Origin of the sequence: Zobellia sp. 1_MG-2023 (assembly GCF_030549125.1) — a bacterium.
Classification (GTDB): Bacteria; Bacteroidota; Bacteroidia; order Flavobacteriales; family Flavobacteriaceae; genus Zobellia; species Zobellia russellii.
The window spans coordinates 51,156-74,996 of sequence record NZ_JAUOSY010000012.1 but is presented as its reverse complement, the minus strand read 5'-3'; the positions used below and the strand labels follow the sequence as shown (position 1 = coordinate 74,996).

Annotated in this window: 21 protein-coding genes; 15 read left to right on the top strand and 6 right to left on the bottom strand. The window is 38.6% G+C overall.

Annotated elements, in window-relative coordinates; translation table 11 throughout:
* The first annotated feature begins 4 nt into the window (after positions 1-4).
* Together Q4597_RS18345 and Q4597_RS18340 are read left to right on the top strand one after the other, a co-directional pair.
* The gene (locus Q4597_RS18345; protein WP_215912639.1) at positions 5-925 is read left to right on the top strand and encodes a bile acid:sodium symporter family protein; all 921 of its coding nucleotides are present in this window, start codon (positions 5-7) and stop codon (positions 923-925) included.
* On the top strand, positions 922-1,965 hold the full coding sequence (locus Q4597_RS18340; RefSeq protein ID WP_303407544.1) for a 1-acyl-sn-glycerol-3-phosphate acyltransferase: 1,044 nt from the start codon (positions 922-924) through the stop codon (positions 1,963-1,965). Before Q4597_RS18345 ends, Q4597_RS18340 begins: the two co-directional genes overlap by 4 nt.
* A gap of 77 nt (positions 1,966-2,042) precedes the next feature.
* On the opposite strand, the gene Q4597_RS18335 is transcribed toward Q4597_RS18340, so the two are convergent.
* Both Q4597_RS18335 and Q4597_RS18330 read right to left on the bottom strand, forming a co-directional pair.
* Entirely contained in the window at positions 2,043-2,423 is a 381-nt protein-coding gene (locus Q4597_RS18335; RefSeq protein ID WP_215441480.1) for a PUR family DNA/RNA-binding protein, read from the bottom strand.
* 73 nt (positions 2,424-2,496) lie between these two features.
* Positions 2,497-4,251, bottom strand: coding sequence for an ABC transporter ATP-binding protein (locus tag Q4597_RS18330; protein WP_303407542.1), 1,755 nt, complete (start codon positions 4,249-4,251; stop codon positions 2,497-2,499).
* A 322-nt stretch (positions 4,252-4,573) separates the two neighbouring features.
* Between Q4597_RS18330 and nusB the strand changes: the two genes are divergently transcribed.
* The 4 genes from nusB (at position 4,574) to Q4597_RS18310 (ending at position 7,802) form a co-directional block, all read left to right on the top strand.
* Positions 4,574-5,521 carry a transcription antitermination factor NusB gene (gene nusB, locus Q4597_RS18325; protein ID WP_289041389.1) on the top strand — a complete coding sequence of 316 codons (948 nt, stop codon included), beginning with the start codon at positions 4,574-4,576 and terminating at the stop codon, positions 5,519-5,521.
* Between the two features lie 39 nt (positions 5,522-5,560).
* Positions 5,561-6,031 (top strand): DUF1573 domain-containing protein, encoded by a 471-nt coding sequence (locus Q4597_RS18320; RefSeq protein WP_215441486.1) that lies wholly within the window; start codon positions 5,561-5,563, stop codon positions 6,029-6,031.
* A gap of 22 nt (positions 6,032-6,053) precedes the next feature.
* A complete protein-coding gene (yajC, locus tag Q4597_RS18315; RefSeq protein WP_215441488.1) occupies positions 6,054-6,341 on the top strand; it encodes a preprotein translocase subunit YajC in 288 nt (95 codons plus the stop codon).
* Between the two features lie 111 nt (positions 6,342-6,452).
* On the top strand, positions 6,453-7,802 hold the full coding sequence (locus Q4597_RS18310; protein ID WP_303407614.1) for a Gfo/Idh/MocA family protein: 1,350 nt from the start codon (positions 6,453-6,455) through the stop codon (positions 7,800-7,802).
* A 48-nt stretch (positions 7,803-7,850) separates the two neighbouring features.
* Here Q4597_RS18310 and Q4597_RS18305 read toward each other — a convergent pair whose 3' ends face one another.
* Together Q4597_RS18305 and pepT are read right to left on the bottom strand one after the other, a co-directional pair.
* Entirely contained in the window at positions 7,851-8,450 is a 600-nt protein-coding gene (locus Q4597_RS18305) for a YdeI family protein (protein ID WP_303407540.1), read from the bottom strand.
* A gap of 47 nt (positions 8,451-8,497) precedes the next feature.
* Complete coding sequence (gene pepT / locus Q4597_RS18300) at positions 8,498-9,727, bottom strand: peptidase T (protein ID WP_303407539.1); 1,230 nt, start codon at positions 9,725-9,727, stop codon at positions 8,498-8,500.
* A 143-nt stretch (positions 9,728-9,870) separates the two neighbouring features.
* Between pepT and Q4597_RS18295 the strand changes: the two genes are divergently transcribed.
* From Q4597_RS18295 to Q4597_RS18285, 3 genes are all read left to right on the top strand, one after another.
* A complete protein-coding gene (locus Q4597_RS18295) occupies positions 9,871-12,855 on the top strand; it encodes a TonB-dependent receptor (protein ID WP_303407537.1) in 2,985 nt (994 codons plus the stop codon).
* 144 nt (positions 12,856-12,999) lie between these two features.
* On the top strand, positions 13,000-13,437 hold the full coding sequence (locus Q4597_RS18290) for a hypothetical protein (protein WP_303407535.1): 438 nt from the start codon (positions 13,000-13,002) through the stop codon (positions 13,435-13,437).
* A gap of 120 nt (positions 13,438-13,557) precedes the next feature.
* Positions 13,558-14,595 (top strand): quinone-dependent dihydroorotate dehydrogenase, encoded by a 1,038-nt coding sequence (locus Q4597_RS18285; protein WP_303407533.1) that lies wholly within the window; start codon positions 13,558-13,560, stop codon positions 14,593-14,595.
* A 39-nt stretch (positions 14,596-14,634) separates the two neighbouring features.
* On the opposite strand, the gene Q4597_RS18280 is transcribed toward Q4597_RS18285, so the two are convergent.
* The gene (locus Q4597_RS18280; protein ID WP_289063208.1) at positions 14,635-15,054 is read right to left on the bottom strand and encodes a Dabb family protein; all 420 of its coding nucleotides are present in this window, start codon (positions 15,052-15,054) and stop codon (positions 14,635-14,637) included.
* 212 nt (positions 15,055-15,266) lie between these two features.
* On the opposite strand from Q4597_RS18280, the gene Q4597_RS18275 reads away from it, so the two are divergent.
* Entirely contained in the window at positions 15,267-15,893 is a 627-nt protein-coding gene (locus Q4597_RS18275; RefSeq protein ID WP_215441502.1) for a LysE family translocator, read from the top strand.
* Positions 15,894-15,951: 58 nt separating this feature from the next.
* Complete coding sequence (locus Q4597_RS18270; protein WP_215912647.1) at positions 15,952-16,818, top strand: hydroxymethylglutaryl-CoA lyase; 867 nt, start codon at positions 15,952-15,954, stop codon at positions 16,816-16,818.
* Positions 16,819-16,958: 140 nt separating this feature from the next.
* Here Q4597_RS18270 and Q4597_RS18265 read toward each other — a convergent pair whose 3' ends face one another.
* Positions 16,959-17,180, bottom strand: coding sequence for a hypothetical protein (locus Q4597_RS18265; protein ID WP_303407529.1), 222 nt, complete (start codon positions 17,178-17,180; stop codon positions 16,959-16,961).
* Positions 17,181-17,461: 281 nt separating this feature from the next.
* Between Q4597_RS18265 and Q4597_RS18260 the strand changes: the two genes are divergently transcribed.
* From Q4597_RS18260 to Q4597_RS18245, 4 genes are all read left to right on the top strand, one after another.
* A complete protein-coding gene (locus tag Q4597_RS18260) occupies positions 17,462-18,685 on the top strand; it encodes a DUF4856 domain-containing protein (RefSeq protein ID WP_303407527.1) in 1,224 nt (407 codons plus the stop codon).
* Between the two features lie 113 nt (positions 18,686-18,798).
* Positions 18,799-19,938, top strand: coding sequence for an imelysin family protein (locus Q4597_RS18255; protein ID WP_303407525.1), 1,140 nt, complete (start codon positions 18,799-18,801; stop codon positions 19,936-19,938).
* Positions 19,939-19,941: 3 nt separating this feature from the next.
* Positions 19,942-21,309, top strand: a complete 1,368-nt coding sequence (locus tag Q4597_RS18250) for an HTTM domain-containing protein (RefSeq protein WP_303407523.1) — start codon at positions 19,942-19,944, stop codon at positions 21,307-21,309.
* Entirely contained in the window at positions 21,290-23,764 is a 2,475-nt protein-coding gene (locus Q4597_RS18245) for a TonB-dependent receptor domain-containing protein (protein WP_303407521.1), read from the top strand. Before Q4597_RS18250 ends, Q4597_RS18245 begins: the two co-directional genes overlap by 20 nt.
* Positions 23,765-23,841 lie beyond the last annotated feature (77 nt).

The window sequence follows — 23,841 nt, the reverse complement described above, 5'->3', positions numbered from 1 at the left end:
CTGATTGACCGAAAACCTTCTAGATAACGTACCACTTAATTTTGATGCCCAAGCACAATGGGTACTGAATATTTCCCTTGCTTTGGTAATGTTTGGTATTGCACTAGAAATTTCTGTTTCCGATTTTAAGGGCCTTTTCCAAAATCCCAAGCCCATTTTTGCGGGACTGATCAGTCAATTTATTTTACTTCCTCTATTAACCTTTGTCTTGGTATGGTTAATTGAGCCTATACCCAGTATTGCTTTGGGTATGATTATGGTGGCGGCTTGCCCTGGTGGTAATATTTCTAATTTCATATCGCATTTGGCTGGAGGAAACACGGCATTGTCCGTTAGTCTTACCGCTGCGGCAACCTTGTTGGCTGTTATTTTTACGCCTTTAAATCTCCAGTTTTGGGGAAGTCTGTATGAACCAACCCATCAAATCCTAAAGGAAGTAGCTCTGTCTCCTTGGCAAATGATTCAACTGGTTTCATTGCTGTTGGGACTGCCATTGGTTTTAGGTATTTGGGTAAACCACCTAAGACCTAAATTAGCAAGGACTTTGGGTAAAGTTCTTAAAGTGGTTTCATTGGTGTTTTTTATACTATTGGTATTTTTGGCACTGTATAACAATAGGGCTGTATTTTATGATTATGTAATGTATGTTTTCTGGATTGTAGTTTTGCATAATATATTGGCCTTTGTAACGGGATTTTCGTTTGCGAAAGTTATGGGACTATCCAAAAGAAATATACGCTCAATAACTATAGAAACGGGTATTCAAAATTCTGGACTGGGCTTACTTTTAATTTTTTCCTTTTTTGACGGCCTGGGCGGAATGGCCTTATTGGCCGCATTTTGGGGAATTTGGCACTTGATTTCAGGTCTTGTGCTTGCTGCAGTTTGGAGCTATAAACCAATTAAAACAGAAACACTGACTTGAAAAATATAGGCTATCAACTATTGAAAACCTGGATTAAGACCGGATTGTATCTCTACTACGGTAAAATACAGGTCTCAGGACTGGAAAATGTGCCAAAAAATAAACCAGTACTCTTTTTGCCAAACCACCAAAGCGCATTATTAGATGTACTCTTAATTGCGGTAGATTGCAATAGGAAACCTTTCTTTCTAACGCGATCAGATGTGTTTACAAAACCTACGCTGAAGAAATTTTTTGCCTATTTGCGAATGATTCCCATTTATAGGATTAGGGATGGGAGGGAAGCCTTAAAGAACAACCAAGCGGTTTTTGATCAATGTGCGGAAATTTTCGGGAACGGGCATGCTATTGTAATGTTTCCCGAAGCCAATCATAATATTAAGCGCCGCGTACGCCCCTTGAGTAAAGGTTTTACACGTATTCTTTTTAATGCCGTAGAGAGATTGCCGGATACGGAAATACATATTGTACCCGTAGGACTTAATTATAAGAGCAATTCGGGCTTTCCGGATCAAGTGGCCATATACTTTGATAAAAGTATTTTGGTGAATACCATGTATGATGCTGATGACGTGCAAGGTTCTGTAAATAATGTAAAAGGGCTGGTATCCGATAGGTTGAAGCAACTTACAACACATATTGAAGATGAAAAGGCCTATGAAAACATTTCTGGGCAACTAAATGCTTTGGATGTAGATTTTTTGAATCCTTTTGAGACCAATAAGGTCGTAGGAACCTTAGATAGCTCTATATCTGTGGAGCCTGTAAAAAAGAAAAAAGGAATTCTAGGAATCTTGGCTAATGCTCTTTTTGCAATTCTAAATTTCCCCATACTTTTTATATGGCGAAAATGGGCCAAGCCTAAAGTTTGGGAACCTGAATTTATGGGAACGTTACGTTTTGGATTTGCGCTATTGGCCTATCCGGTATACTATGCACTTTTGTTTACCGTAATTGCTTTACTGTGCAGTGGTCTTGTAGGACTAATGGTAATATTGTTCCTATTTATTTACAACTGGGCGTATGTTCGTAACAACTGATTTTTGATGACGGAACAAGACTTTATAAAATAAAAAACGACCCTTTAAGGGTCGTTTTTATATTAATTTTATGAGCTTTAGATATCGTCAAAACTAACATCTGTAAAGCTTCCTGTTTCGGTAGATTTCAACTCTCCGTTAGTTGGGATTTCTTCTTCTTTCTTGAAATCTTTTTGGTGACGTTCAGAGATAACTTCAGAACCTTTTTCCTCAATAATAAAGTTCATCATTTCCTCTACGTTTTCCCTAAAAGCCTCAAAATCTTCTTTGTAGAGGTAAATTTTATGTTTTTTGTAATGAAAAGAGCCGTCATCATGTGTAAATTTTTTGCTCTCGGTAATAGTCAAATAATAATCGCCTGCCTTTGTACTTCGTACATCAAAGAAATAGGTTCGTCTTCCTGCCCGTAATACTTTGGAATGAATTTCCTCCTGGTCCATTGAATCTTTTTCGTTCATCGCGTTTAGTGTCTAGTTAATAGTTGTTAATCTTTCAAAAATGTAAAAAAAAAGCCAATACGACAACAATTTTTTAGTTTTCTTTCTCTGACAGTTGCGTGTAGTACAACTCTTTGTAATACCCTTCAACACCGTTTAAATCAGTGTGGTTGCCTTCTTGAAGAAGTTCTCCATTGGAGAGAACCAGTACCTTGTCTGCATTTTTAGCCGATGATACCCTGTGGCTAACGATGAGTGTGGTGCGGTTTTTGGAGGCGTTTTTAAGATTGTTGAGGATTTCTTCTTCGGTTTCGGTATCTACCGCAGATAGGCAATCATCAAATAAATAAACCTCTGGTTTTTTAAGTAGGGCCCTTGCAATGGAAACTCGCTGTTTTTGTCCTCCACTTAAGGTAATTCCCCTTTCTCCCAAAACAGTTTCATATCCTTTTTGAAAACCACTTATGTTTTGGTGTACTACAGCATTTTTGGCAGCTTCCATAACTTCTTCTTCAGTAGCATTTTCCTTACCGAACTTTATGTTGTTCTTGATGGAGTCCGAGAACAAGAAAGCATCTTGAGGAACGGCACCAATAGATTTTCGGAGGCTGTCAATGTTCAATTGCTTTATGGGGATGTCATCAATTAAGATTTCTCCGGAAGTTACATCGTACAATCTGGCAATAAGGTCTAGGATTGTAGATTTTCCGGAGCCGGTTTTGCCCAGAATTGCCACAGTTTCCCCTTCATTAATAGTAAAGGAAATGTTCTTAAGGGCGGTTATTTCTGTATCCTCATAGGTAAAGGTTACATTTCTGAACTCTATTTTTCCCTTGATCGGTGTTTCTTCAAGAACGGTGTTCCTAATATCCGGTGTTTCGTTCAAGAATTCGTTTATACGTTTTTGAGAAGCTTCGGCGCGCTGTACAATGGAGGTTAACCAACCAATTATAGCTACCGGCCACGTTAGCATATTCACATAAAGAACAAATTCGGCAATGACACCGGCGGAAGCTATTTCGCCATTTATATATTGTTTTCCGCCTATATAAATAACGAATATATTGCTAATACCTATCAATAAGATCATTAGGGGAAAGAACCATGCATTTACTTTGGCTAGGTCCATGCTTTTGTCTTTTCCTTCAATTGCCAAGGCACTTAGGTCGTTATTTGTTTGCGGTTCCAAAGCGTATGCCTTTATTACGGAAACACCGGAAAATATTTCTTGGGTGAAGGTTGATAAATTGGAGAGGTATTGCTGAACAATGGTACTGCGTTCATGAATAACTTTACTTATGTAATAAATAAGTACGGATAAAATAGGCAATGGAATTAGTGTATATGCGGCCAATGTGGGGGCCGTCATAAACATAATAGGAATAATGCAGGCAAACAGTGTAATAGTGTTTATACCGTACATTAACGCCGGGCCTGTGTACATTCGAACCTGATTTACGTCTTCGCTAATACGGTTCATTAAATCACCGGTCCTATTTTTTTTATAAAAATTGAGGCTTAAAAACTGGTAGTGATCAAATATTTCATTCTTAAGGTCGTATTCAATATATCTAGATACGTTAATTATAGTCTGGCGCATCAAGAAGGTGAAAAATCCGGAAAGCAGTGCGGCACCAACAATTATAAGAATGTACTCTAACAGTAGTGTTTTTGCTGCCGATTCACCAACCTGCCCATCCATAAAGTTTTCAATGACTTGGATAGATTCTTTTACGTATCTGGGCATTACCAATTGTAGCACACGCGCAACAATGGTTATGACTACCCCGATCAATAATTTAGACCAATATTTTTTAAAGTATTTGTTTAGGTGTGCAAGTTCCTTCATGAAAGGTTTAGGCTAGAGCTATTTTTAATGAATCAAAGATAAGGGTTTGGTGATAAACGATATGTTATAAATACCATAAGATGTTAGGAGACTTAATTAGTCTTAAATTCGATTCAACGATTTCCGAAAGTTAAATTTACGGTAACATTTTATATTTTATCAAGCCTCAAAAGGCTTAAAAACAAGGCTTTGGCCTGTTGGTGGGTGGGGATTGGAAAAAGTAGCCGTTGTTTCATCGTTTTGTATAGTAGTCTTTTGGGCTTTATTCTTATTTTTGCCACGTGAAAGTCAAACCAATACTATTCCAAAAAAGTTCTTTAAAATGCTAACACGAAGACATATACGGGTAAAAGTAATGCAATGTATTTATGCAATTACCCAATCTAAAGACGAATCTTTAGAGAAACAAGAAAAATTTCTGCGGTTTAGCATAGACAATATGTATACGCTCTACCTCTTAATGCTGAGCTTGATTATAGAAATTCAGCAACGAGGATCGGACCAATTACGGATTTCCTCTAAAAAGTATTTGGCTAACGCATCGGATGATTTTCCGGATAAGGCAAAATTTGTAAACAACAAACTATTACTTCAGTTGGTGCACAATGAGCCTTTAAAAGCTGAGCTTAAGAAGCGAAAGTTGGATAATTGGTATTTGAACGAAGAATATGTAAAAATTATCTACAACAACATTGTTGCAAGTGATGCTTACCAAAAATATATGTCCACTGAGGGCAGCACATATACGGCGGACAAAGAGTTTATAATTACGTTGTTCAAAGAGGTCATTGCTCCAGACGAAAAAATCTACGATTATTTTGAAGATAATAACCTTACTTGGGTAGATGATATTCCTATCGTAAATACCTATATCTTAAAAATGTTCAAGAAGGTAAAGAACGATCAATCTACATCTTTCTTTCTGCCTCGTTTATTAAAGGATAAAGAAGATATGGAGTTTGCCCAAAAACTTCTTAGGAAAACATTGTTAAAAGATGGGGAGCTTACCAAAGAAATAGAGGGTAAAACACCTAATTGGGACAAAGATCGGATTGCCGATATGGATGCAATTCTTTTAAAGATGGCCATTTGCGAACTATTGAACTTTCCGTCAATACCCGAAAAAGTTACCATTAATGAGTTTTTGGAAATAGCCAAGGAGTATTCTACTCCAAAGAGTAGTATTTTCATTAACGGTATTTTGGATAACCTTGTAAAAGAATACAAAAAGGAAGGAAAGCTTAACAAAATAGGTAGGGGGCTGATTTAAAATAATTGATTAATTTTACCTCAAATTAAAGTTAGAGATATGAGAAAAACATTTTTTGCCCTGAGTTTATGTTCGCTTATCGCGTTCGCTTCCTGTAAAGAAAATGCGTCGAGCAAAGTAAAAACGGATAACGTTGTAGAAGCTGCACAACGTGATGAGGCTGGTAAGCAAATTCCGGTAATGGAATTTGAAAAAGCAGAACATGACTTTGGTACTATTGAGCAAGGTACGCCCCAAGAAACTGTTTTTACTTTTAAAAACACGGGTAACGCACCTTTGATAATTACAAACGCAACTAGTTCTTGTGGTTGTACGGTTCCTAATCCTCCAAAAGACCCTATTGCACCAGGAGAAACAGGTGAGTTGGTAGTTAAGTTTAATGGATCAGGACAGAACCAAGTAACTAAAACCATTACTGTAAACGCAAATACCGAGAAAGGTACAGAGCAATTACGTATTAAAGCGTTTGTAAATCCTAAAGGAGCTGCTCCGGTAGGACCAACAAAATAATAATAGATCAGATAATAAAATTATGGGTGATATAGGACAGTTTCTTCCAATGATCTTGATTTTTGTGGTTGCGTATTTCTTTATGATACGCCCACAAATGAAACGTCAAAAGGATGAAAAGAAATTCGCAGCTGAATTAAAAAGAGGCGATAGGGTAATTACTAAAAGTGGTTTACACGGTAAAATCATGGATTTGAATGACAATGACTTTTCTTGCATTCTTGAAACTATGGCCGGTAAATTAAAATTTGACCGTTCTGCTATTTCTATGGAAATGAGCAAAAAACTGAACGCACCCGAAAAGAAATAAGCGTACACTTTAATGTATGTTAAGAAACACCGCTATTAGTAGCGGTGTTTTTTTTGGTCTTGTGCTAAGGTAAATTAGTATATTCATGTTCTGAACAAACAAACCGGAATGATGTACCATAATAGACGAAACTTTATCAAAAAAAGTACTTTGGCCTTAGCAGGCTCTAGTGCCGCATTTTTATTTCCAATGGAGCTTTTGGCTACTTTAAGAAAAAAGGTAGGGCCCAATGACCAAATCAATGTTGGGCTTATTGGTTGTAAGGGTATGGGTTTTAGTGACCTAACCTCTATGCTGAAGATTAGCGAAATTAATGTGATTGCACTTTGCGATGTAGACGAAGCCGTTCTAAAGACTAGAACTGCTGACCTTGAAAAAGCGGGAATTAAGAAGCCGCTATGGTATCGTGACTATCGGAAGCTTTTAGAAAACAAAGATATTGATGTGGTCATTATTGGTACTCCCGATCATTGGCATTGTCTTCAGTTAACAGATGCCCTTATGGCAGGTAAGGACGTATATTGTGAAAAACCAATAGCAAATTCAATACAGGAATCCAATATCATGCTTAATTATGTAGGTGCGAGTGATCGCATGGTACAGATTGGCCAATGGCAACGTAGTCAGCCGCACTTTGTGGATGCTATTAATTTTGTGCATTCGGGTAAATTAGGAAATATACGTCTGGCAAAAGCATGGGCTTATCAAGGTTGGATGAAACCTGTTCCCGTTGTTTCGGATTCTGCTGTTCCAGAAGGTGTAGATTATAAAATGTGGCTAGGTCCCGCTCCGGAACGTCCTTTTAATGCAAACCGATTCCATTTTAACTTTAGGTGGTTTTGGGATTATGCTGGCGGATTAATGACGGACTGGGGAGTACATTTATTGGATTATGCCTTGTATGGAATGAAAGCGGGAACTCCAAAATCGGTTATGGCATTAGGGGGGAAGTTTGCTTACCCGGAAGATGCTTCCGAAACACCGGATACGTTACAGACCGTTTTTGAATATGATGGTTTTTCAATTCTTTGGGAACATGCCACTGGCATTGATGGCGGTAATTATGGGCGTAACCACGGCATAGCCTTTATAGGTAATAACGGTACACTGGTCGTGGATCGGAACGGGTGGGAAGTAATACCTGAGGAAGAGTTTGCCGGATGGGGTAAAAAAGGAACCCCTAAAATGGAAGCTGTTTCGTATGATAAAGGAAATGCAAGCGGATTGGACTTACACACCAAGAATTTTATTGAAGCGGTAAAAACCAGGGATAATTCTAAACTAAATGCACCCATTAAAGTCGGGTATGATGCCGCTTTGGTTTCTCACATGGGCAATGTGGCATTTAAAACGGGCAACCGTATCTATTGGGACGGTACTTCCGGAAAATTTAAAGAAGAAGAGGCAAATAAACTTATTACCGTCAATTATCAAAACGGCTGGAAATTACCAATGTTGTAGAGAAAAATGCTCCCAAACCTAACATCTATTTAGGTTTGGGAGCATTATTTATCGGTATAAATCGTTAAGGCCTTTGCCTTCGATTATCATAGGTAAAATCTTTTCCATTCTACTTGCTTTCGTTTGTTCTCGCTTGGCGTTTGCAATGTATTCCGCATATTCTTTCTGTTTATATGGCGATAGTTTTTTAAAACATCTCTTTACTTTGGGCTGAGCTTTGAATACATTTTCCAGTTCAGGAGGAACGGTTACGCGGGTAATTTTGCTTTTAGGACTTCTGGCCAGTTCAATACCTTTCTTTTGGTTTTCAATAGCTTCGTTTATATATGCCGAAACTTTAATGGGGTCAATATCTTTTTCTGAGAAAAATTTCCAGTGGCGCATGGCTTGGGTCTTTCCTTCTTGGGCATTTTCAAGAATGTTTCCGGGGTCGCTTAAAAAGACACCGTTAAAGAACCAAATACCAAAATGATTCTTGAATTTACAAATAGCCAATACATTTTTCTTAGTGATAGTATAGGTTGGAAAATTCCACTTATAGGTCTCAACAACATCGGTTTTTAAAACCAGATCTCGCAATTGGCCAATGGCTTTTTTAAAGTGATGTTCTTCGGCAAAATAGGCCTCAATTTTTTCGGATGTATCCATGTGTTTATGGACTTTTAAGATTCTCTCTTAAAGGTAAGCATTTGTCTTTACACCGCTTTTTTGGCTACAAGCTCACATATTTTAATAATGACTTCAGTAGCTTTTATCATACTTTCCACGGGAACGTACTCGTATTTACCATGAAAATTATGTCCTCCGGCAAAGATATTAGGACATGGTAGCCCCATATAGCTTAATTGCGAACCATCTGTTCCGCCACGTATGGGTTTTATGATTGGGGTAACACGCATGGCTTCCATAGCTTCTTTTGCCAGTTCCACAATATGAAAAACAGGTTCTACCTTTTCGCGCATGTTAAAATACTGGTCTTTAATTTCCAAGCTAATACAATTGCCGTGAATGTGGTTCAGTTTTTCGGTGATATCACGAAGCAGTTGCTTCCTGTTTTCAAAGTGCGTTTTATCATGGTCCCTTACAATCAATTCAAATTCGGCATGTTCTATTTCGCCCTTTATATGGTGTACATGAAAGAACCCTTCTCTACCCGAGGTATTCTGGGGTGTTTCTTCCGGGGGCAGGATTTCTAAAAATTCGCTGGCAATGCTTATGGCATTTACCATTTTGTTCTTGGCATATCCCGGGTGAACACTTTTTCCTTTGATGATTACTTTGGCGCTAGCTGCATTAAAATTTTCATACTCCAACTCACCAACTTGGCTTCCGTCCATAGTGTAGGCCCAATCTGCGCCAAATTTTTCAACATCAAAATGATGTGCCCCTCTACCTATTTCCTCGTCAGGAGTAAAACCTATTCTAATCTTACCGTGTTTTATTTCGGGATGATTAATAAGATATTCCATCGCGGTGATTATTTCCGTAATTCCGGCCTTGTCATCTGCGCCAAGTAGGGTAGTGCCATCTGTAGTAATCAACGTCTGGCCCTTATATTGTAGTAAATCTTCAAAATAATCAGGAGAAAGAACAATGTTTTCCATATGGTTTAGAACAATGTCCTTTCCATCATAATTCTCAATAATTTGAGGGTTCACATTGGCTCCGGAAAAGTCTGGAGATGTGTCAAAATGAGAAATAAAACCAATAGTGGGTACCTCTATATTAAGGTTGCTGGGCAAGGTAGCTGTAATGTAGGCCTTATTGTCAATAGAGACTTCCTCCATTCCAATTTCCAATAACTCCTCAACGAGCAAATCTGCTAAATACCATTGTTTTTCGGTGCTTGGGGTGGTGCTGGAATTGGGGTCGCTTTGGGTATCTATTTTTACATACTTTAGAAAGCGATCAATGATATTTTGCATTGGTATATTTTTAAACCAAAAGTACAAAATTGGGGGTACTAGAAACAATAGAAACTTTTTTTAAGATTATGTTTTTAGTGTTTTTCTTACGTTAAAAATAAAAAATACTTAACTTTTCAATGAATTAACTCAAATAACTAATTATGAAAAAGCAGTATTTAATGTGCTATGTGCTCTTTATGAGTATCATAGGAATTGCTAGTGCCCAGATAACGGGTACGGTATTAGACGAAGATGGTGAACCTCTGCCCGGAGCTTCGGTAGTTGTGAAGGGTACAACTACAGGATCTACTACGGATTTTGATGGTTTATTTTCTATTGATGCAGAAGTGGGGGACAAGCTGGTCATTTCCTACATTGGTTATGAAACCAAAGAAGTAACCGCTGCGGCCGGTGGCATGAGTGTGCAATTATCTTCAGGAGTAGCGTTGTCCGAAGTTGTGATTATTGGTTCCCGTAATCCTAACAGGACGGCTACAGAGAGTATGGTTCCGGTAGATGTAATCAGTATGAAGGAACTGAATAGCGTTGCGCCTCAGGTAAACCTGAACCAAATTTTAAATTATGTAGCTCCCTCGTTTACTTCAAATACCCAGACCATTTCAGATGGTACGGATCACATTGATCCAGCTTCTTTAAGAGGTTTAGGGCCTGATCAGGTTTTGGTGTTGATCAATGGTAAAAGAAGGCACACCTCTTCCCTTATAAACGTTAACGGTACCTTTGGACGAGGTAGTGTTGGTACGGATTTAAATGCTATACCAGCGGCAGCAATTCAACGTATAGAAGTTTTAAGAGACGGTGCAGCTGCCCAGTATGGCTCTGATGCCATAGCAGGTGTAATTAATATAGTCTTGAACAAGAGTGTAAACGAATTGAATATGTCCGTTACTAGTGGTGCTAATTTTTCTAAGAATGCCAATGATCAAACAGGAGGTGTAGATGGAGCAACAACCAATATTGCGGCTAGTTACGGTGTTCCTCTAGGTAAAGATGGAGGTTTGTTAAATCTTTCTGGTGATTTTGATGTTCGTCAGCCTTATGGTAGAATGAATGAGTGGGATGGTGGAATTTTTAATGCGTATAACTCAATAGAAAGGCTAGCGCTAGGTGAAAATTTAGATATTGCTAATCTACAAGATGCAGATGTAGTTAGATTATCTCAAAACTTACCTTTTTTTGACCAAAACGATAGAGATATCATAAGTGGATTCTCTTCATCAGAATTGCATACCCCAACAAAGAGAGATGAAAATAATAATATTATATTTTATAATCCACTTTCTAATGATGTTACCGATTCCGAACTTACCGAAAGAAACCAGCAGCGTAGCGATTATAACATGAGAGTAGGTCAGTCTGCATTACGTGGTGGTCGAATTTTTGCCAACTTTTCTATGCCTTTAGATGATAATGGAACGGAGGTATATTCTTTTGCGGGTATCAGTTCTAGAACTGGTAATTCTGCAGGTTTTTACAGATTACCCAACCAAAGCAGGACATTTACACCTGCATATAATAACGGATTTTTACCTGAAATTAATTCCACGATTAAAGACAGGTCTTTATCTGTAGGGATTAAAGGAAAAATTAATGAGTGGGATGTTGATTTAAGTAACACCTATGGAAAAAACTCTTTTCTATATACTATAGGAAATACTTTTAATGCTTCCATGCAAAATGCTTCGCCAACAATTTTTGATGCAGGTGGATTCTCATTTGCTCAGAATACGGCCAATTTGGATGTTTCTCGTTTTTTTGAAGATGCGTTGTCTGGATTGAATGTGGCTTTTGGAGCGGAATATCGTGTTGAAAATTATGATATAGTCGCGGGGGAACCAGCTTCGTATGGACAATATGATGGTACCGGAAATATAAACAATCCTTATGATGATATTGTTAGGGATGCTGCTGGTGTGCCTTTGTTGGATGATGATGAAAATACAATACCAAATCCAAATTCTGATGTACGTGTACCAACGGATTTCTTTGGAAATGCAAGACCGGGAGGTTCTCAGGTGTTCCCTGGGTTTAGTCCTAATAATGAATTATCTAGAGGTAGGAGTAGTGTTGCAGGTTATATAGATATAGAGGCAGATTTCTCTGAAAAATTCTTGGCCAGTTTTGCCACGCGTTTTGAGAATTATAGCGATTTTGGTTCTACCATCAATTTTAAATTGGCCACGCGTTACAAAATCAATGACAACTTAAATATTAGGGCAGCAGCCAATACAGGTTTTAGAGCGCCCTCTTTACATCAGATAAACTTTAATTCTACGTCTACAATTTTTGATCAGAACGGAGATCCGCAAGAAGTGGGAACTTTTGCAAATAACAGTAGAGCAGCAAAGCTTTTGGGAATTCCTGAGTTAAAGGAAGAAACTTCAAGTAGTGTTAGTGTTGGATTCACAGCGAAAATTCCAGATGCAAATCTTACATTGACGGTAGATGGTTACTATGTGGAAATTAACGACAGAGTAGTGTATACCGGGCAGTTTAGCGGTCCAGGTACAGGAACTGAATTGGACAATTTGCTCCGCCAGGCCAATGCTACCGCAGCCTCCTTCTTTGCGAACGCTATTAATACAGAGTCTCGTGGGTTGGATGTAGTACTTACTCATCAAGCTAACTTAAGCGATAATTGGAGGTTAAAATCGGATTTAGCCGGTACTTTTTCTAAAACCAATCAAATAGGTGATATTAACGCATCGCAGGTCCTAGAGGATGCTGGTTTAGTTGATACGTATTTTCCAGAGGATAGCAGGGTGTATTTGGAAGAGGCCGTGCCACGTACAAAAATCAACCTATCTAATAGTTTAACTTCCGATAAATGGATTATGTTCTTAAGAAACGTATATTTTGGAGAAGTAACGGAAGCCACTACGGTTGTGGAAAATCAGCAGGTTTTTGGCACCAAGTTGGTGACCGATCTTTCCATTGGTTACAAAGCCACGGATGCTTTAACACTTACGGTAGGAGCCAACAATTTATTTGATATCTATCCAGATAGAGCGGAAGAGCAGTTTAATAACCGTAGTTCAGGTCGTTTTGATTGGTCCCGTAGAGCGCAACAATTTGGTATTGGAGGTCGCTTCTTATTTGCTAGGGTAAACTTTACATTAAAGTAAGACTTTAAAGAGAAAAATTAGTTCGGAAAGGCTGCCCCAGTGGGGCAGCCTTTTTTTATGTAAATGAATCATACACAGGAGAAATATAATTTTTTGGTTAAATAGTTGTTTATATAAACGAAGTTGAATTTTAATCAAGATTATATGTATCATAAAATATATGGTTTTATAGCATTCATGATGTTTTTTTCTGTGGGATATGCACAAAGTTGTACATTGGATATAGGTGGAAAAAACAGTGAAACCATTAAAACGATTTTTCAACTGAACGAGGAGCAGATAGTTCTCATGGAGGCGCTTCAAGGAGAATTGGCAGTGACTACAAAAAGTGTTGAGGAGCAAATTGAAAAGCTACTCGCGCAACATCCGCAAAGTACGCAGGAAGATCTTATAAAACTGGCCGAAAAATATAAAGGGCTGCAGCAGCAATTGGTACAGGCAGCTTATGATAGTGATAAAAAATTGCTATCTGCTTTCAACACTAAACAATATGAGCGTTATCTTCAGCTCTGTAACGAAGCTATAAGGCTTCCTATAAAAGTGGTACCAAAGAGTTACGAAATACCTGTAGAGGAGGAGTAAAGAGTTGCCGGTTAGGCCGTGATGACCTATTTCAATTCAGTACTTAGGATTTTAAAATTGTAATAAGTTGTGTCTATACTAGGCTAAGTTTGTATTTTTGCGCAAACACTACACAGCTTCATGTATAAGACCTTTCTTCAGCCGTTACTTTTCTCGCTAGATGCAGAAAAAGCCCATCACGTTACCTTTTCATTAGTTCGTTTTCTTTGTAAAATCGGTTTTTCCGGTTTGTTCAGGGCTATTTATAAGATTGAGGACCCGCGCTTGGAAAAGGAAGTTTTTGGGATTAGGTTTAAAAACCCAGTGGGACTGGCCGCTGGTTTTGATAAAGACGCCAAACTTTACAATGAATTGTCCAACTTTGGTTTTGGTTTTGTTGAAATAGGTACATTAACTCCAAAACCACAGGAAGGAAACCCTAAAACAAGATTATTCAGGTTAAAGCCGGACCAAGCCATAGTAAACCGAATGGGGTTCAATAATATGGGGGTCGTAGATGCTGTAGAACGATTAAAAAAAGAACATAAAGTTCTTATTGGGGGCAACATAGGTAAGAATAAAATAACTCCTAATGAGGACGCCGTTTCAGATTATCTTATTTGTTTTAATGCGCTTTTTGACCATGTAGATTATTTTGTGGTTAATGTAAGTTCTCCCAATACGCCAGGCTTGCGTGAGCTTCAGGATAAAGAACCTTTAACAGCTCTTTTACTGGAACTTAAAAAAGAAAACTCAAAATTAGCTTCGCAGAAGCAGCAAAAAGAAAAACCTATTCTTTTAAAAATAGCACCAGACCTAACTGACGACCAATTGCTGGATATTATTGCTATTGTGGCCGATACAAAGATTGATGGTGTTATAGCTACTAATACGACTATAGAAAGGAAAAATTTAAAATCCGAAGAATCGCTCACGAAGGAAATGGGCGGACTAAGCGGAAAACCACTAACGCAAAGAAGTACCGAGGTAATCCGTTTCTTATCGGAAAAAAGCAATAAAGCTTTCCCTATAATTGGTGTAGGCGGAATTCACTCCGAAAAAGATGCTTTGGAAAAATTGGAAGCCGGTGCAGATTTGGTTCAGCTGTACACGGGTTTTATATACGAAGGCCCAGCATTGATAAAGCGCATTAATAAGGCTATACTAAAGCAGTCCTAAAAACCTAAGGATATAGTTTTAGTTAGATTGTCCTCGGTTTTACTTTGTCCAATAATCAACCACTAAAACACCATCTAGGTATGGGCCTAGAGCATCTGCAAAAGCTTTGTGGTCTGGGTGTGGTAAATAAGTGGCACGGTCTTCTTCGCTATTAAAAGTTAAGAAAAAACAATGGGTAAAACCGTCGTTCAGACCTTCGGGGCTATTGTTCAACCCCCATTCGTAGCCTACAATTTGTGGAATTTTTGAGGGTAATGCGGTAAAGGCGTCCTCCACTTTTTTAATATCTTCCTTAGAAGTTTCGGGTTTGAATTTAAACAATACTACATGGCGTAATAAACTATCTTTTTGCATAACGGTTTCGGCTGCGGGTTTTGCTTCGTTCCTGATTTCAAACGCCACTAAAAGCAACGCTACTAGAACTAAACTTAGGGTAAAGGTAATCTGACTTTGTTTCATGGCCTTAGTTTTAAGATGCAATAACGGTTATGGTCCAGCATAAGGGGAATTGCGACCAACTAAAAAAATACAATCCAAGCACATTTTTTTGAACTCCAGATTTCACACAAGATATAAAAAAGAGTAGTTACTTTAGCGTAAATAACAAGGTTTCCAGTCTAAAACTGGGATGGCTAAGATTTGTATTAAATTTAAGCAGGAATTAGATTACCATGAATTACGAAACTCTTTATGCGTTTATGTTGGCTACGGCAGCCTTGTCCGTTTCGCCGGGGCCCGATAATATTTATGTGTTGATGCAGAGTTTGGTAAACGGCAAAAAGTATGGATTGGCAACTACGGCCGGGCTTATTTCCGGTTGTTTGATTCATACAAGTTTGTTAGCCTTTGGAGTATCTGTTCTAATAAAAGAAAGTGAAACGCTGTTTTTTGGTATAAAATTACTGGGGGCCATATACCTATTTTACTTGGCCTATAAAGTATTTAAAAGCAGCAGTACCTTGGAGCTGACGGAAGGTTCCGTACCTAAAAAAGGACTTTGGCAATTGTTTAAGCAAGGGTTTATAATGAATGTGTTAAACCCTAAGGTCACAATTTTCTTTTTGGCGTTTTTTCCTGGTTTTCTCTTTAGTGAAGAAATAAGTACTACGGTACAGTTTTATGTGCTGGGTCTTATTTTTATGTTCATATCTTCTATCGTTTTTAGTTTAATAGCGGTGCTTTCCGGTAGTATATCGTCTTATTTTACAGAAAATTCTAAAGTGGGCCTGTATCTAAAATGGCTTCAAATCATTGTGTTCATTGGTATTGCCGTCTATATTTTAGTATCGGATAATTAATGCTAATTTTGAGTAGGTTTAAGGGTTGGCATGGCCGGCCCATTAGAAAGGAATACGCATGATGGAAAAGGTGAAAGTTATTGAATGTCCCAGAGATGCCATGCAAGGCATCAAACCTTTTATTCCAACCAAGGAAAAGGTAAGGTACATTCAGGCTTTATTGGGTTGTGGTTTTGATACCATAGATTTTGGAAGTTTTGTTTCTCCCAAGGCTATTCCGCAGATGGTGGATACTGCCGAAGTGCTTTCACAACTTGACCTGTCAAAAACAACAAGTAAACTTTTGAGCATCGTAGCCAATGTTAGAGGGGCTGAAGATGCTTCTCGCCATCCTGAAATTCAGTATCTGGGATATCCTTTTTCTATTTCCGAAAATTTTCAGATGCGTAATACACATAAAACCATAGACCAATCCGTAGGAATACTTCAAGAAATACTGAATATTGCGGATGCTTCGGGCAAGGAAGTGGTAACCTATATTTCTATGGGTTTCGGAAACCCGTACGGTGACCCCTGGGATGTGGATATTGTAGGTGAATGGACAGAGAAATTGAGTGCAATGGGAGCTAAAATTTTATCTCTATCGGATACGGTAGGGTCTTCAACACCAGAAGTTATTCAATATCTCTTCTCGCAATTAATACCAAGGTACCCAGAAATAGAGTTTGGAGCGCATTTGCATACAACACCTACCAAATGGCACGAAAAGGTAGATGCTGCATACAAATCCGGTTGCCGTAGGTTTGATGGGGCCGTTCAAGGTTTCGGGGGGTGCCCTATGGCAAAAGACGAGTTGACCGGTAATATGCCTACGGAAAAAATGCTCTCTTATTTTACTGCGGAAAAGGCAGATTCAGGAGTTAATTGGATGGTGTTCGAGGCTGCTTATAACAAAGCTACCGAACTGTTTACTGCCTATCATTAATTCTATTGCCCACCACACATTTTGTCCAGATAGTTGTTCAAGTTTAATTGAAACAAGGTGCCATCTACCAAATCATGTACGGCATCCAATTCTTTTTTGTTCATGGCAAGGGTTATTTGCGGAGCCGGAGTGTCTAAGAGTTAAGACCTGCAGGTTTCGTGTTGGCCACACTCGCTGCACATGGCATTACTGTTCTTTGTGCATTCAATATTCTTTTTAAACTGTTCCAGTTCGTTTTGGGACAATAACAACCCGGTATCCCTAAAAACAATCTGTATTTTTCTAAAATCTTTTGTTGAGTTTCTTTTCCATTGAAAAGCTACGCCAAAAGGGTTGTGGTAAATAGGGTTAATGTCTTCCATAATATGTGCTAATTCATTTGGGGTTAAACAATTCTATGATAAAATATTCAAAACTTTAGTGCCTTAAGTCTCATTTCAAAAGTAGTATTTTTATTTAGATTAATTATAAATAGTAATAAAATATATTTTTATATAGTTAAAGCACGCACTATAACTAGGAAGAGCAAATATTAAATTCAATGTTATTTAGATTTAATAAGAATAATGTTGCGAGGCACATTTTCATGTATTAAATTTGGCGCTTTATTTAAATCAAGTCTAAATAAATTTCGCACACAAAAATGAAAAAGATTATTTACACATTGGCTATTAGCTCTGCAGTTCTTCTTACATCTTGTAGCTCGGATGATAATGCTTCGGATATGAACGAAGATATCATGATTGACAATCCAACTAGTTATTCTTTTGAAAGAGATGGAGCAACCACGGTTAGCTTTGGAGGTCAGACTACACGTATCTTAATGGCTCAGGAGCTTTTAGGAGGTTTCACTACCAATACCAATACTGCAGAAACTTTGCAGGCTATGTATGCCCATGAAGAGGGTGCGGATGATTTTGAAGATGCAGATTTGAATGCTTCGGATAAGAGTCTTCGTAGTAAGACTGCGGCTTCTGCCGATTATTTTTCAACCAACGCAACAGATCAAGCCCTTATTCGTGCGGATTTTGAATCATGGATAGACGGTCAGGTAAATGAAGTCTTTGCCAACTGGAATGTTGCTGCCGAAGCTGGAGTTGCAGGTCAATTAGCGGATGGGGAGAGAACCCGTTACGTAAATGCTAAAGGTCTTGAGTACAATCAATTGTTCGCCAAAGGGTTGATCGGAGCCTTAATGACCGATCAAGCATTGAACAACTATTTGAGCACAGCGGTTTTAGATGAAGGTTCTAGCCGTGCTGATAACGACGCGGGAACTGTATTGGAAGGCAAGTCCTATACCAATATGGAGCATAAGTGGGATGAAGCTTATGGATACGTTTACGGACTTAATGCCGATGCTTCCAACCCTAATGCAGATCTTGGTGCGGATAGCTTTTTGAACGAGTACATCGGGAAATTAGAGGAGGATTCTGATTTTGCTGGAATTGCTGATGAGATTTTTCAGGCTTTTAAATTAGGTCGTGCTGCTATTGTAGCTGGAGATTACGAAGTTCGTGATGCTCAGGCAGATATAATTAGAGAAAAAATATCAGAAGTAATTGCTGTTAGAGGTGTTTTTTACATGCAACGTGCAAAAGAAACATTGGCCGAGGCGGCACCAAATTACGGAAATGCTTTTCATGCACTTTCAGAAGCATACGGCTTTATCTATAGCTTACGCTTTACCCGCAAACCGGGTACGGATGCTCCTTACTTTACCAAAGCTGAATCTGAGGCTCTTTTGGAAGATTTAATGGGAGATGGTGCTAACGGATTATGGGATGTAAAGGCTGAAACTATTGATATGATTTCCGAGGATATTGCATCAAAATTCGATTTTACAGTAGCCCAAGCAGCCGAGTAACAAAGGGTTGTAATTACTAAAATTTAAGTGTTGTAAAAAAAAAGCAGCTTCTGTTAAGGTTTAACAGGCTGCTTTTTATATTTTTGCTTACTTAGAATAAATAAAAATAAGGTATGAGGAGGTTTTTTGCCATTGTAGCTGTAGCGGCAATGATTTGGGCTTGTAGCTCTGATGGAGGAAGTGATCCCACAGATGATGTTGTAGTAGATCCAAACCCGGATCTGGTAAGTTTTGAGCGTGGCCCCATGCTGGTGAATTGGGCAGATAATATAATTATACCTTCTTACGAGGCATTTTCTACCGAAATAACGGACTTGCAAACCGCGTTTGATGCGTTTAAAACTGATTCAAACGAGGCTAATCTTATTGCTTTTAGAGCATCATGGTTGTCCGCCTATAAAATGTGGCAAAGGGTTTCTATGTTCGAAATTGGACCGGCAGAAACCGTAGGTTTTCGTTTGAATATGAATATTTACCCTGCGGATAATGATAAAATGGACGGTTTTATAAGTTCAGGAGGGTATGACTTGGCTTTGGCCTCTAACAGAGATGCAAAAGGTTTTCCTGCCTTGGACTACCTAATTAATGGTCTAGGTGATACGGATGAAGCTATTTTGGACAGATTCAATGGAACCGAAAAAGAGAATTTGGTTTCGTATACAGGTGATATTATTGCAGACATGGTAAGTCTTACCCAAGGTGTTCTTGCGGAATGGAACTCGGGATACAGAGCAACCTTTGTGGCCAATAACGGAGCGTCCTCAACCGCATCCGTAGATCGTTTTATTAACGACTATGTTTTTTACTACGAGAAATTTTTAAGAGCGGGAAAAATGGGTATTCCTGTAGGTGCTTTTTCTGAAAATGTACTTCCTCAAAACGTAGAGGCCTATTATAAGGCAGATATTTCCAATGAACTATTCTTAGAAGGGCTTGAAGCTGTTCAGGATTTTTTCAATGGTGTTCATTATGGTAAAACCACTTCCGGAGAAAGTTTGGCGTCTTATTTAGATGCACTGAACACAGTTAAGGATGGAGATGATTTAAAGAAATTGATAAACAATCAGTTTAATTTAGCAAGAACCAAGGTTCAGGAATTGGAGCCTTTTCGAAAAGAAATAGAAGACAATGTACCACCTACCAATATGCTTTTGGCCTATGATGAGGTGCAACGTGTTGTTCCATTGCTAAAGGTAGATATGGTATCTGCCATGAGCGTAAGTATTGATTTTGTTGATGCAGATGGCGATTAGAAAATGACCCGTTTCATTAGCAAACATATATCAGCCCCAATAGAGGCCGCCCCTTTGGCGGTCTTTCGCATTTTATTTGGTGTAATGATGTTGCTTAGTATTGTAAGATTTTGGAGTTATGGATGGATAGAAAAATTATACATTCAGCCTAAATTTTTCTTCTCGTATTATGGTTTTGAATGGGTCAAGCCCTTGGGTGTCTATACCTATCTCATATTTGCCATCTGTGCATTATCTGCCATCTTTGTGACCTTGGGCTATAAATACAAAGTGGCCATTGTTACCTTCTTTTTAAGTTTTACGTACATAGAACTAATGGATAAGACTACCTATCTTAACCATTACTACTTTATAAGTCTGCTTAGCTTTTTAATGATTTTTTTGCCGGCCAATGCCTATTTCTCTTTGGATGCCAAACAAAGGCCGCAAATAGCATTTCAGAAAATTTCGGCGTGGACGGTCAACAGTATAAAGCTCATGTTGGGCATTGTCTATTTTTATGCAGGACTTGCCAAACTAAATTCCGATTGGCTCCTTAAGGCCATGCCCCTAAAAATTTGGTTGCCCTCCAAGTTTGATACGCCTTTTTTTGGGCAGTTTTTGCATGAAGAGTGGGTGCAATACGCTTTCAGCTGGTTTGGAGCTGGATATGACCTAGCAATTCCATTTTTGCTTTTGTACAAGAAAACACGCCCTTTTGCTTTTATTATGGTGGTTATTTTTCATGTGATGACACGGGTGTTGTTCCCTATAGGCATGTTTCCGTATATCATGATTATATCAACCTTAATATTTTTTGATTCGTCTTTTCACCGTAAGTTTCTAAACTACTTGGCAAGCTTTTTTCGCATAAACAAAAACCGATTTGATAATGGAAAGGTTTTGGCTTTGTCAGTTAGGGAAAAAGCCAACCCAAAACTGATTTTAATAGCACTGTTTTTTGTGGTGCAGTTGGTAATGCCCTGGCGTTATTTGGCATATCCGGGAGAGTTGTTCTGGACGGAAGAAGGTTACCGGTTTTCTTGGCGGGTAATGTTAATGGAAAAATCGGGTTATGCACAATTCAAAGTAGTCAGTAAAGATTCGGGTAAATGGTTTTATGTGGATAATTCCGATTTTTTAACGCCATTTCAGGAAAAGCAAATGTCTTTTCAGCCAGACTTTATTTTAGAATATGCCCAGTACCTGAAAAAGCATTTTGAAAATGACGGGCACAAAAACGTACAAATATTTGTAGATAGCCGGGTGGCGCTAAATGGTAGATTGAGCACTACCTATATAGACCCCAAAGTAGACCTTGGCCAAGAGCGGGAGTCGTTTGAACATAAAAAATGGATAATACCTTTTACTGATGAAATTAAGGGAATTTAGTATCGTACTTATAACATTTCTAACCGCATTAAGTGCTGTTGGCCAAATTAGTATTACCGGTAAAGTGGTAGATAACAAAGGTAACGCTGTACAAGATGCAGAGGTCTACCTAAAGGAACTTCGGCTTTTAGAAACTACACAGGCAGATGGCAATTTTGTTTTTTCCAACATTCCGGGGGGTAAATACACTATTGTGGTGTTTGCTTTTGAGTATGAAATCTATGAAAAGGAACTGACTTTTGACACGGCCTTCAATCTTAATATTCAGCTAGAACGAATAAAGTCGCAAGCCCTTTCAGAAGTAGTTCTAACTGAAAGACGAGAGAAAGTATTCGCTTTAAAACAACTTAAAAAAGTAGAGGGTACCGCTATATATGCAGGAAAGAAGACAGAGGTAGTTCTTTTGGAGGGTCTTACGGGGAACCTTGCGGCCAATAACGCGCGGCAAATATATAGTCAGGTTGTGGGGCTTAATATTTATGATAATGGTGATGCAGGTCTGCAGCTGAATATTGGGGGTAGGGGATTGGACCCTAACCGTACCGCCAATTTTAACACGCGTCAGAACGGATATGATATTAGTGCGGATGTACTGGGTTATCCAGAAAGTTATTACACCCCACCTGCCGAATCCCTCGAGGAAATTCAGGTGGTGCGTGGTGCCGCTTCTTTGCAGTACGGCACTCAATTTGGAGGCTTAATCAATTTTAAGTTCAAAAAACCGAATCTAAACAAGGAAATAGAACTCATTTCTCGCCAGACCGTTGGTTCGTACGATTTGTTTACGAGCTTTAATAGTTTAAGTGGTACAGTGGGTAAGTTCAGTTATTACACTTATCTAAATTATAAGGATGGTAACGGGTTTAGACCTAATTCTAATTTTAACAGTAAGAATTATTTTACCCATTTGGGTTATGAAATATCGGATAGGACAAAGGTGAGCTTGGAAACCACATTTATGCATTATTTGGCTAAGCAGCCCGGTGGACTGACCGATGCCCAGTTTTATGCAGACCCCACTTTTAGCAATCGAGACCGAAACTGGTTTGAAGTAGATTGGCGTTTGTATTCATTGCGATTAGACCATGCGTTTTCTACCAAGACAGATTTTAGCCTAAACATATTTGGTCTAAATGCCTCGCGTAGAGCTTTGGGTTTCCGAACTAACAGGGTTTCTGAAGTTGATAATATTGACACCCCTAGAGAGTTATTGATAGATGACTTTAGTAACTGGGGCGCAGAGGCAAGGGTATTGACCCGCTATAATTTAGGAGGCACTGAATCTGCACTTTTGTTAGGTTCCAAAATTTATAAAACGGATAATGACCAAAGGCAAGGCCCTGGTACCGCTGCCGCCGATGCTGATTTTACATTTGCCGATGTTGATTTCCCGAATTATGAGAGACAATCCCAGTTTAATTTCCCCAATTTTAATGTCGCTTTTTTTGGTGAAAATATTTTCAATCTTTCGGATAGGTTGGCCTTGACACCCGGTTTTAGATTGGAACATATTAAGACTGAGAGTATAGGGAGCTATCGAGAAATTACGTTAGACTTGGCGGATAACCCGCTGTTGAACAGAGAGGTAGATGATAATAGGGATTTTGAGCGAACATTTTTACTCTTGGGCTTGGGAGCTACCTATAGAGTGTCGCCTAGCGTAGAACTCTACGGTAACTTTTCGCAGAATTATCGTTCTGTAACTTTTAGTGATATACGTGTAGTGAATCCTTCTTTTCAAGTTGACCCGAATATTTCTGATGAAGATGGCTTTACGGCAGATTTTGGCGCCAGAGGAAGGTTTAAAGATGTGCTCTCCTATGATGTAAGTGTGTATGGCCTGTATTATGACAATAGACTGGGAGAAATTCTAAAAGAAGAAACGCGGGTTAATGCAGCTGGCGAAGAAGTTTCTACAGGAAGATTGCTAAGGGCAAGAGGTAATATAGGAACCGCCTTTATTTATGGGCTGGAGAGTTTTGCCAATTGGAGTTTAAAAGAAACTTTCTTTCCACAGTCGGAAAAGGTGAAGCTTAATTATTTCGCTAATTTGGCTTTGACACAATCTGAGTACCTTTCTTCCGAAAGGAACAATGTGGAAGGGAAAGAAGTAGAATTTATTCCAAAGGTAAATCTAAAAACAGGTTTGAACTTTGGGTATGGAAACCTGTTGGGAAGCCTACAGTATACGTATTTTGACAAACAATTTACAGATGCAACCAACGCCCTTCAGGACGTAGAGGACAACCAGAGAGGCATAGAAGGGGAAATTCCTGCGTATGATATTTTAGATTTTTCGCTTTCTTACACCTATAAAAAATGGAAGTTGGAAGCGGGTGTCAACAACCTTTTGGACAATTCCTATTTTACCCGGAGGGCTACGGGTTATCCCGGGCCGGGCATTATTCCATCTGAACCAAGAACATTTTATACCACCCTTCAGCTTAAATTATAAACGATTTTCAAAGATATAATCAGTTGATACTCGCGTAGTTGTATTTTTCTTTTTTATATCGATTTAAAACAAAATAT

What these genes read in the sequence shown, in the direction of transcription:
- Q4597_RS18290 (WP_303407535.1), top strand. Translation starts at nt 13,000, where the DNA reads ATGTATCATAAAATATATGGTTTTATAGCATTCATGATGTTTTTTTCT.
- Q4597_RS18280 (WP_289063208.1), bottom strand. Translation starts at nt 15,054, where the DNA reads ATGAAACAAAGTCAGATTACCTTTACCCTAAGTTTAGTTCTAGTAGCG.
- nusB (WP_289041389.1), top strand. Translation starts at nt 4,574, where the DNA reads ATGCTAACACGAAGACATATACGGGTAAAAGTAATGCAATGTATTTAT.
- Q4597_RS18295 (WP_303407537.1), top strand. Translation starts at nt 9,871, where the DNA reads ATGAAAAAGCAGTATTTAATGTGCTATGTGCTCTTTATGAGTATCATA.
- Q4597_RS18305 (WP_303407540.1), bottom strand. Translation starts at nt 8,450, where the DNA reads ATGGATACATCCGAAAAAATTGAGGCCTATTTTGCCGAAGAACATCAC.
- Q4597_RS18265 (WP_303407529.1), bottom strand. Translation starts at nt 17,180, where the DNA reads ATGGAAGACATTAACCCTATTTACCACAACCCTTTTGGCGTAGCTTTT.
- Q4597_RS18270 (WP_215912647.1), top strand. Translation starts at nt 15,952, where the DNA reads ATGATGGAAAAGGTGAAAGTTATTGAATGTCCCAGAGATGCCATGCAA.
- Q4597_RS18330 (WP_303407542.1), bottom strand. Translation starts at nt 4,251, where the DNA reads ATGAAGGAACTTGCACACCTAAACAAATACTTTAAAAAATATTGGTCT.
- Q4597_RS18250 (WP_303407523.1), top strand. Translation starts at nt 19,942, where the DNA reads ATGACCCGTTTCATTAGCAAACATATATCAGCCCCAATAGAGGCCGCC.
- Q4597_RS18245 (WP_303407521.1), top strand. Translation starts at nt 21,290, where the DNA reads ATGAAATTAAGGGAATTTAGTATCGTACTTATAACATTTCTAACCGCA.
- Q4597_RS18335 (WP_215441480.1), bottom strand. Translation starts at nt 2,423, where the DNA reads ATGAACGAAAAAGATTCAATGGACCAGGAGGAAATTCATTCCAAAGTA.
- Q4597_RS18320 (WP_215441486.1), top strand. Translation starts at nt 5,561, where the DNA reads ATGAGAAAAACATTTTTTGCCCTGAGTTTATGTTCGCTTATCGCGTTC.
- Q4597_RS18310 (WP_303407614.1), top strand. Translation starts at nt 6,453, where the DNA reads ATGTACCATAATAGACGAAACTTTATCAAAAAAAGTACTTTGGCCTTA.
- Q4597_RS18285 (WP_303407533.1), top strand. Translation starts at nt 13,558, where the DNA reads ATGTATAAGACCTTTCTTCAGCCGTTACTTTTCTCGCTAGATGCAGAA.
- Q4597_RS18255 (WP_303407525.1), top strand. Translation starts at nt 18,799, where the DNA reads ATGAGGAGGTTTTTTGCCATTGTAGCTGTAGCGGCAATGATTTGGGCT.
- Q4597_RS18275 (WP_215441502.1), top strand. Translation starts at nt 15,267, where the DNA reads ATGAATTACGAAACTCTTTATGCGTTTATGTTGGCTACGGCAGCCTTG.
- yajC (WP_215441488.1), top strand. Translation starts at nt 6,054, where the DNA reads ATGGGTGATATAGGACAGTTTCTTCCAATGATCTTGATTTTTGTGGTT.
- pepT (WP_303407539.1), bottom strand. Translation starts at nt 9,727, where the DNA reads ATGCAAAATATCATTGATCGCTTTCTAAAGTATGTAAAAATAGATACC.
- Q4597_RS18260 (WP_303407527.1), top strand. Translation starts at nt 17,462, where the DNA reads ATGAAAAAGATTATTTACACATTGGCTATTAGCTCTGCAGTTCTTCTT.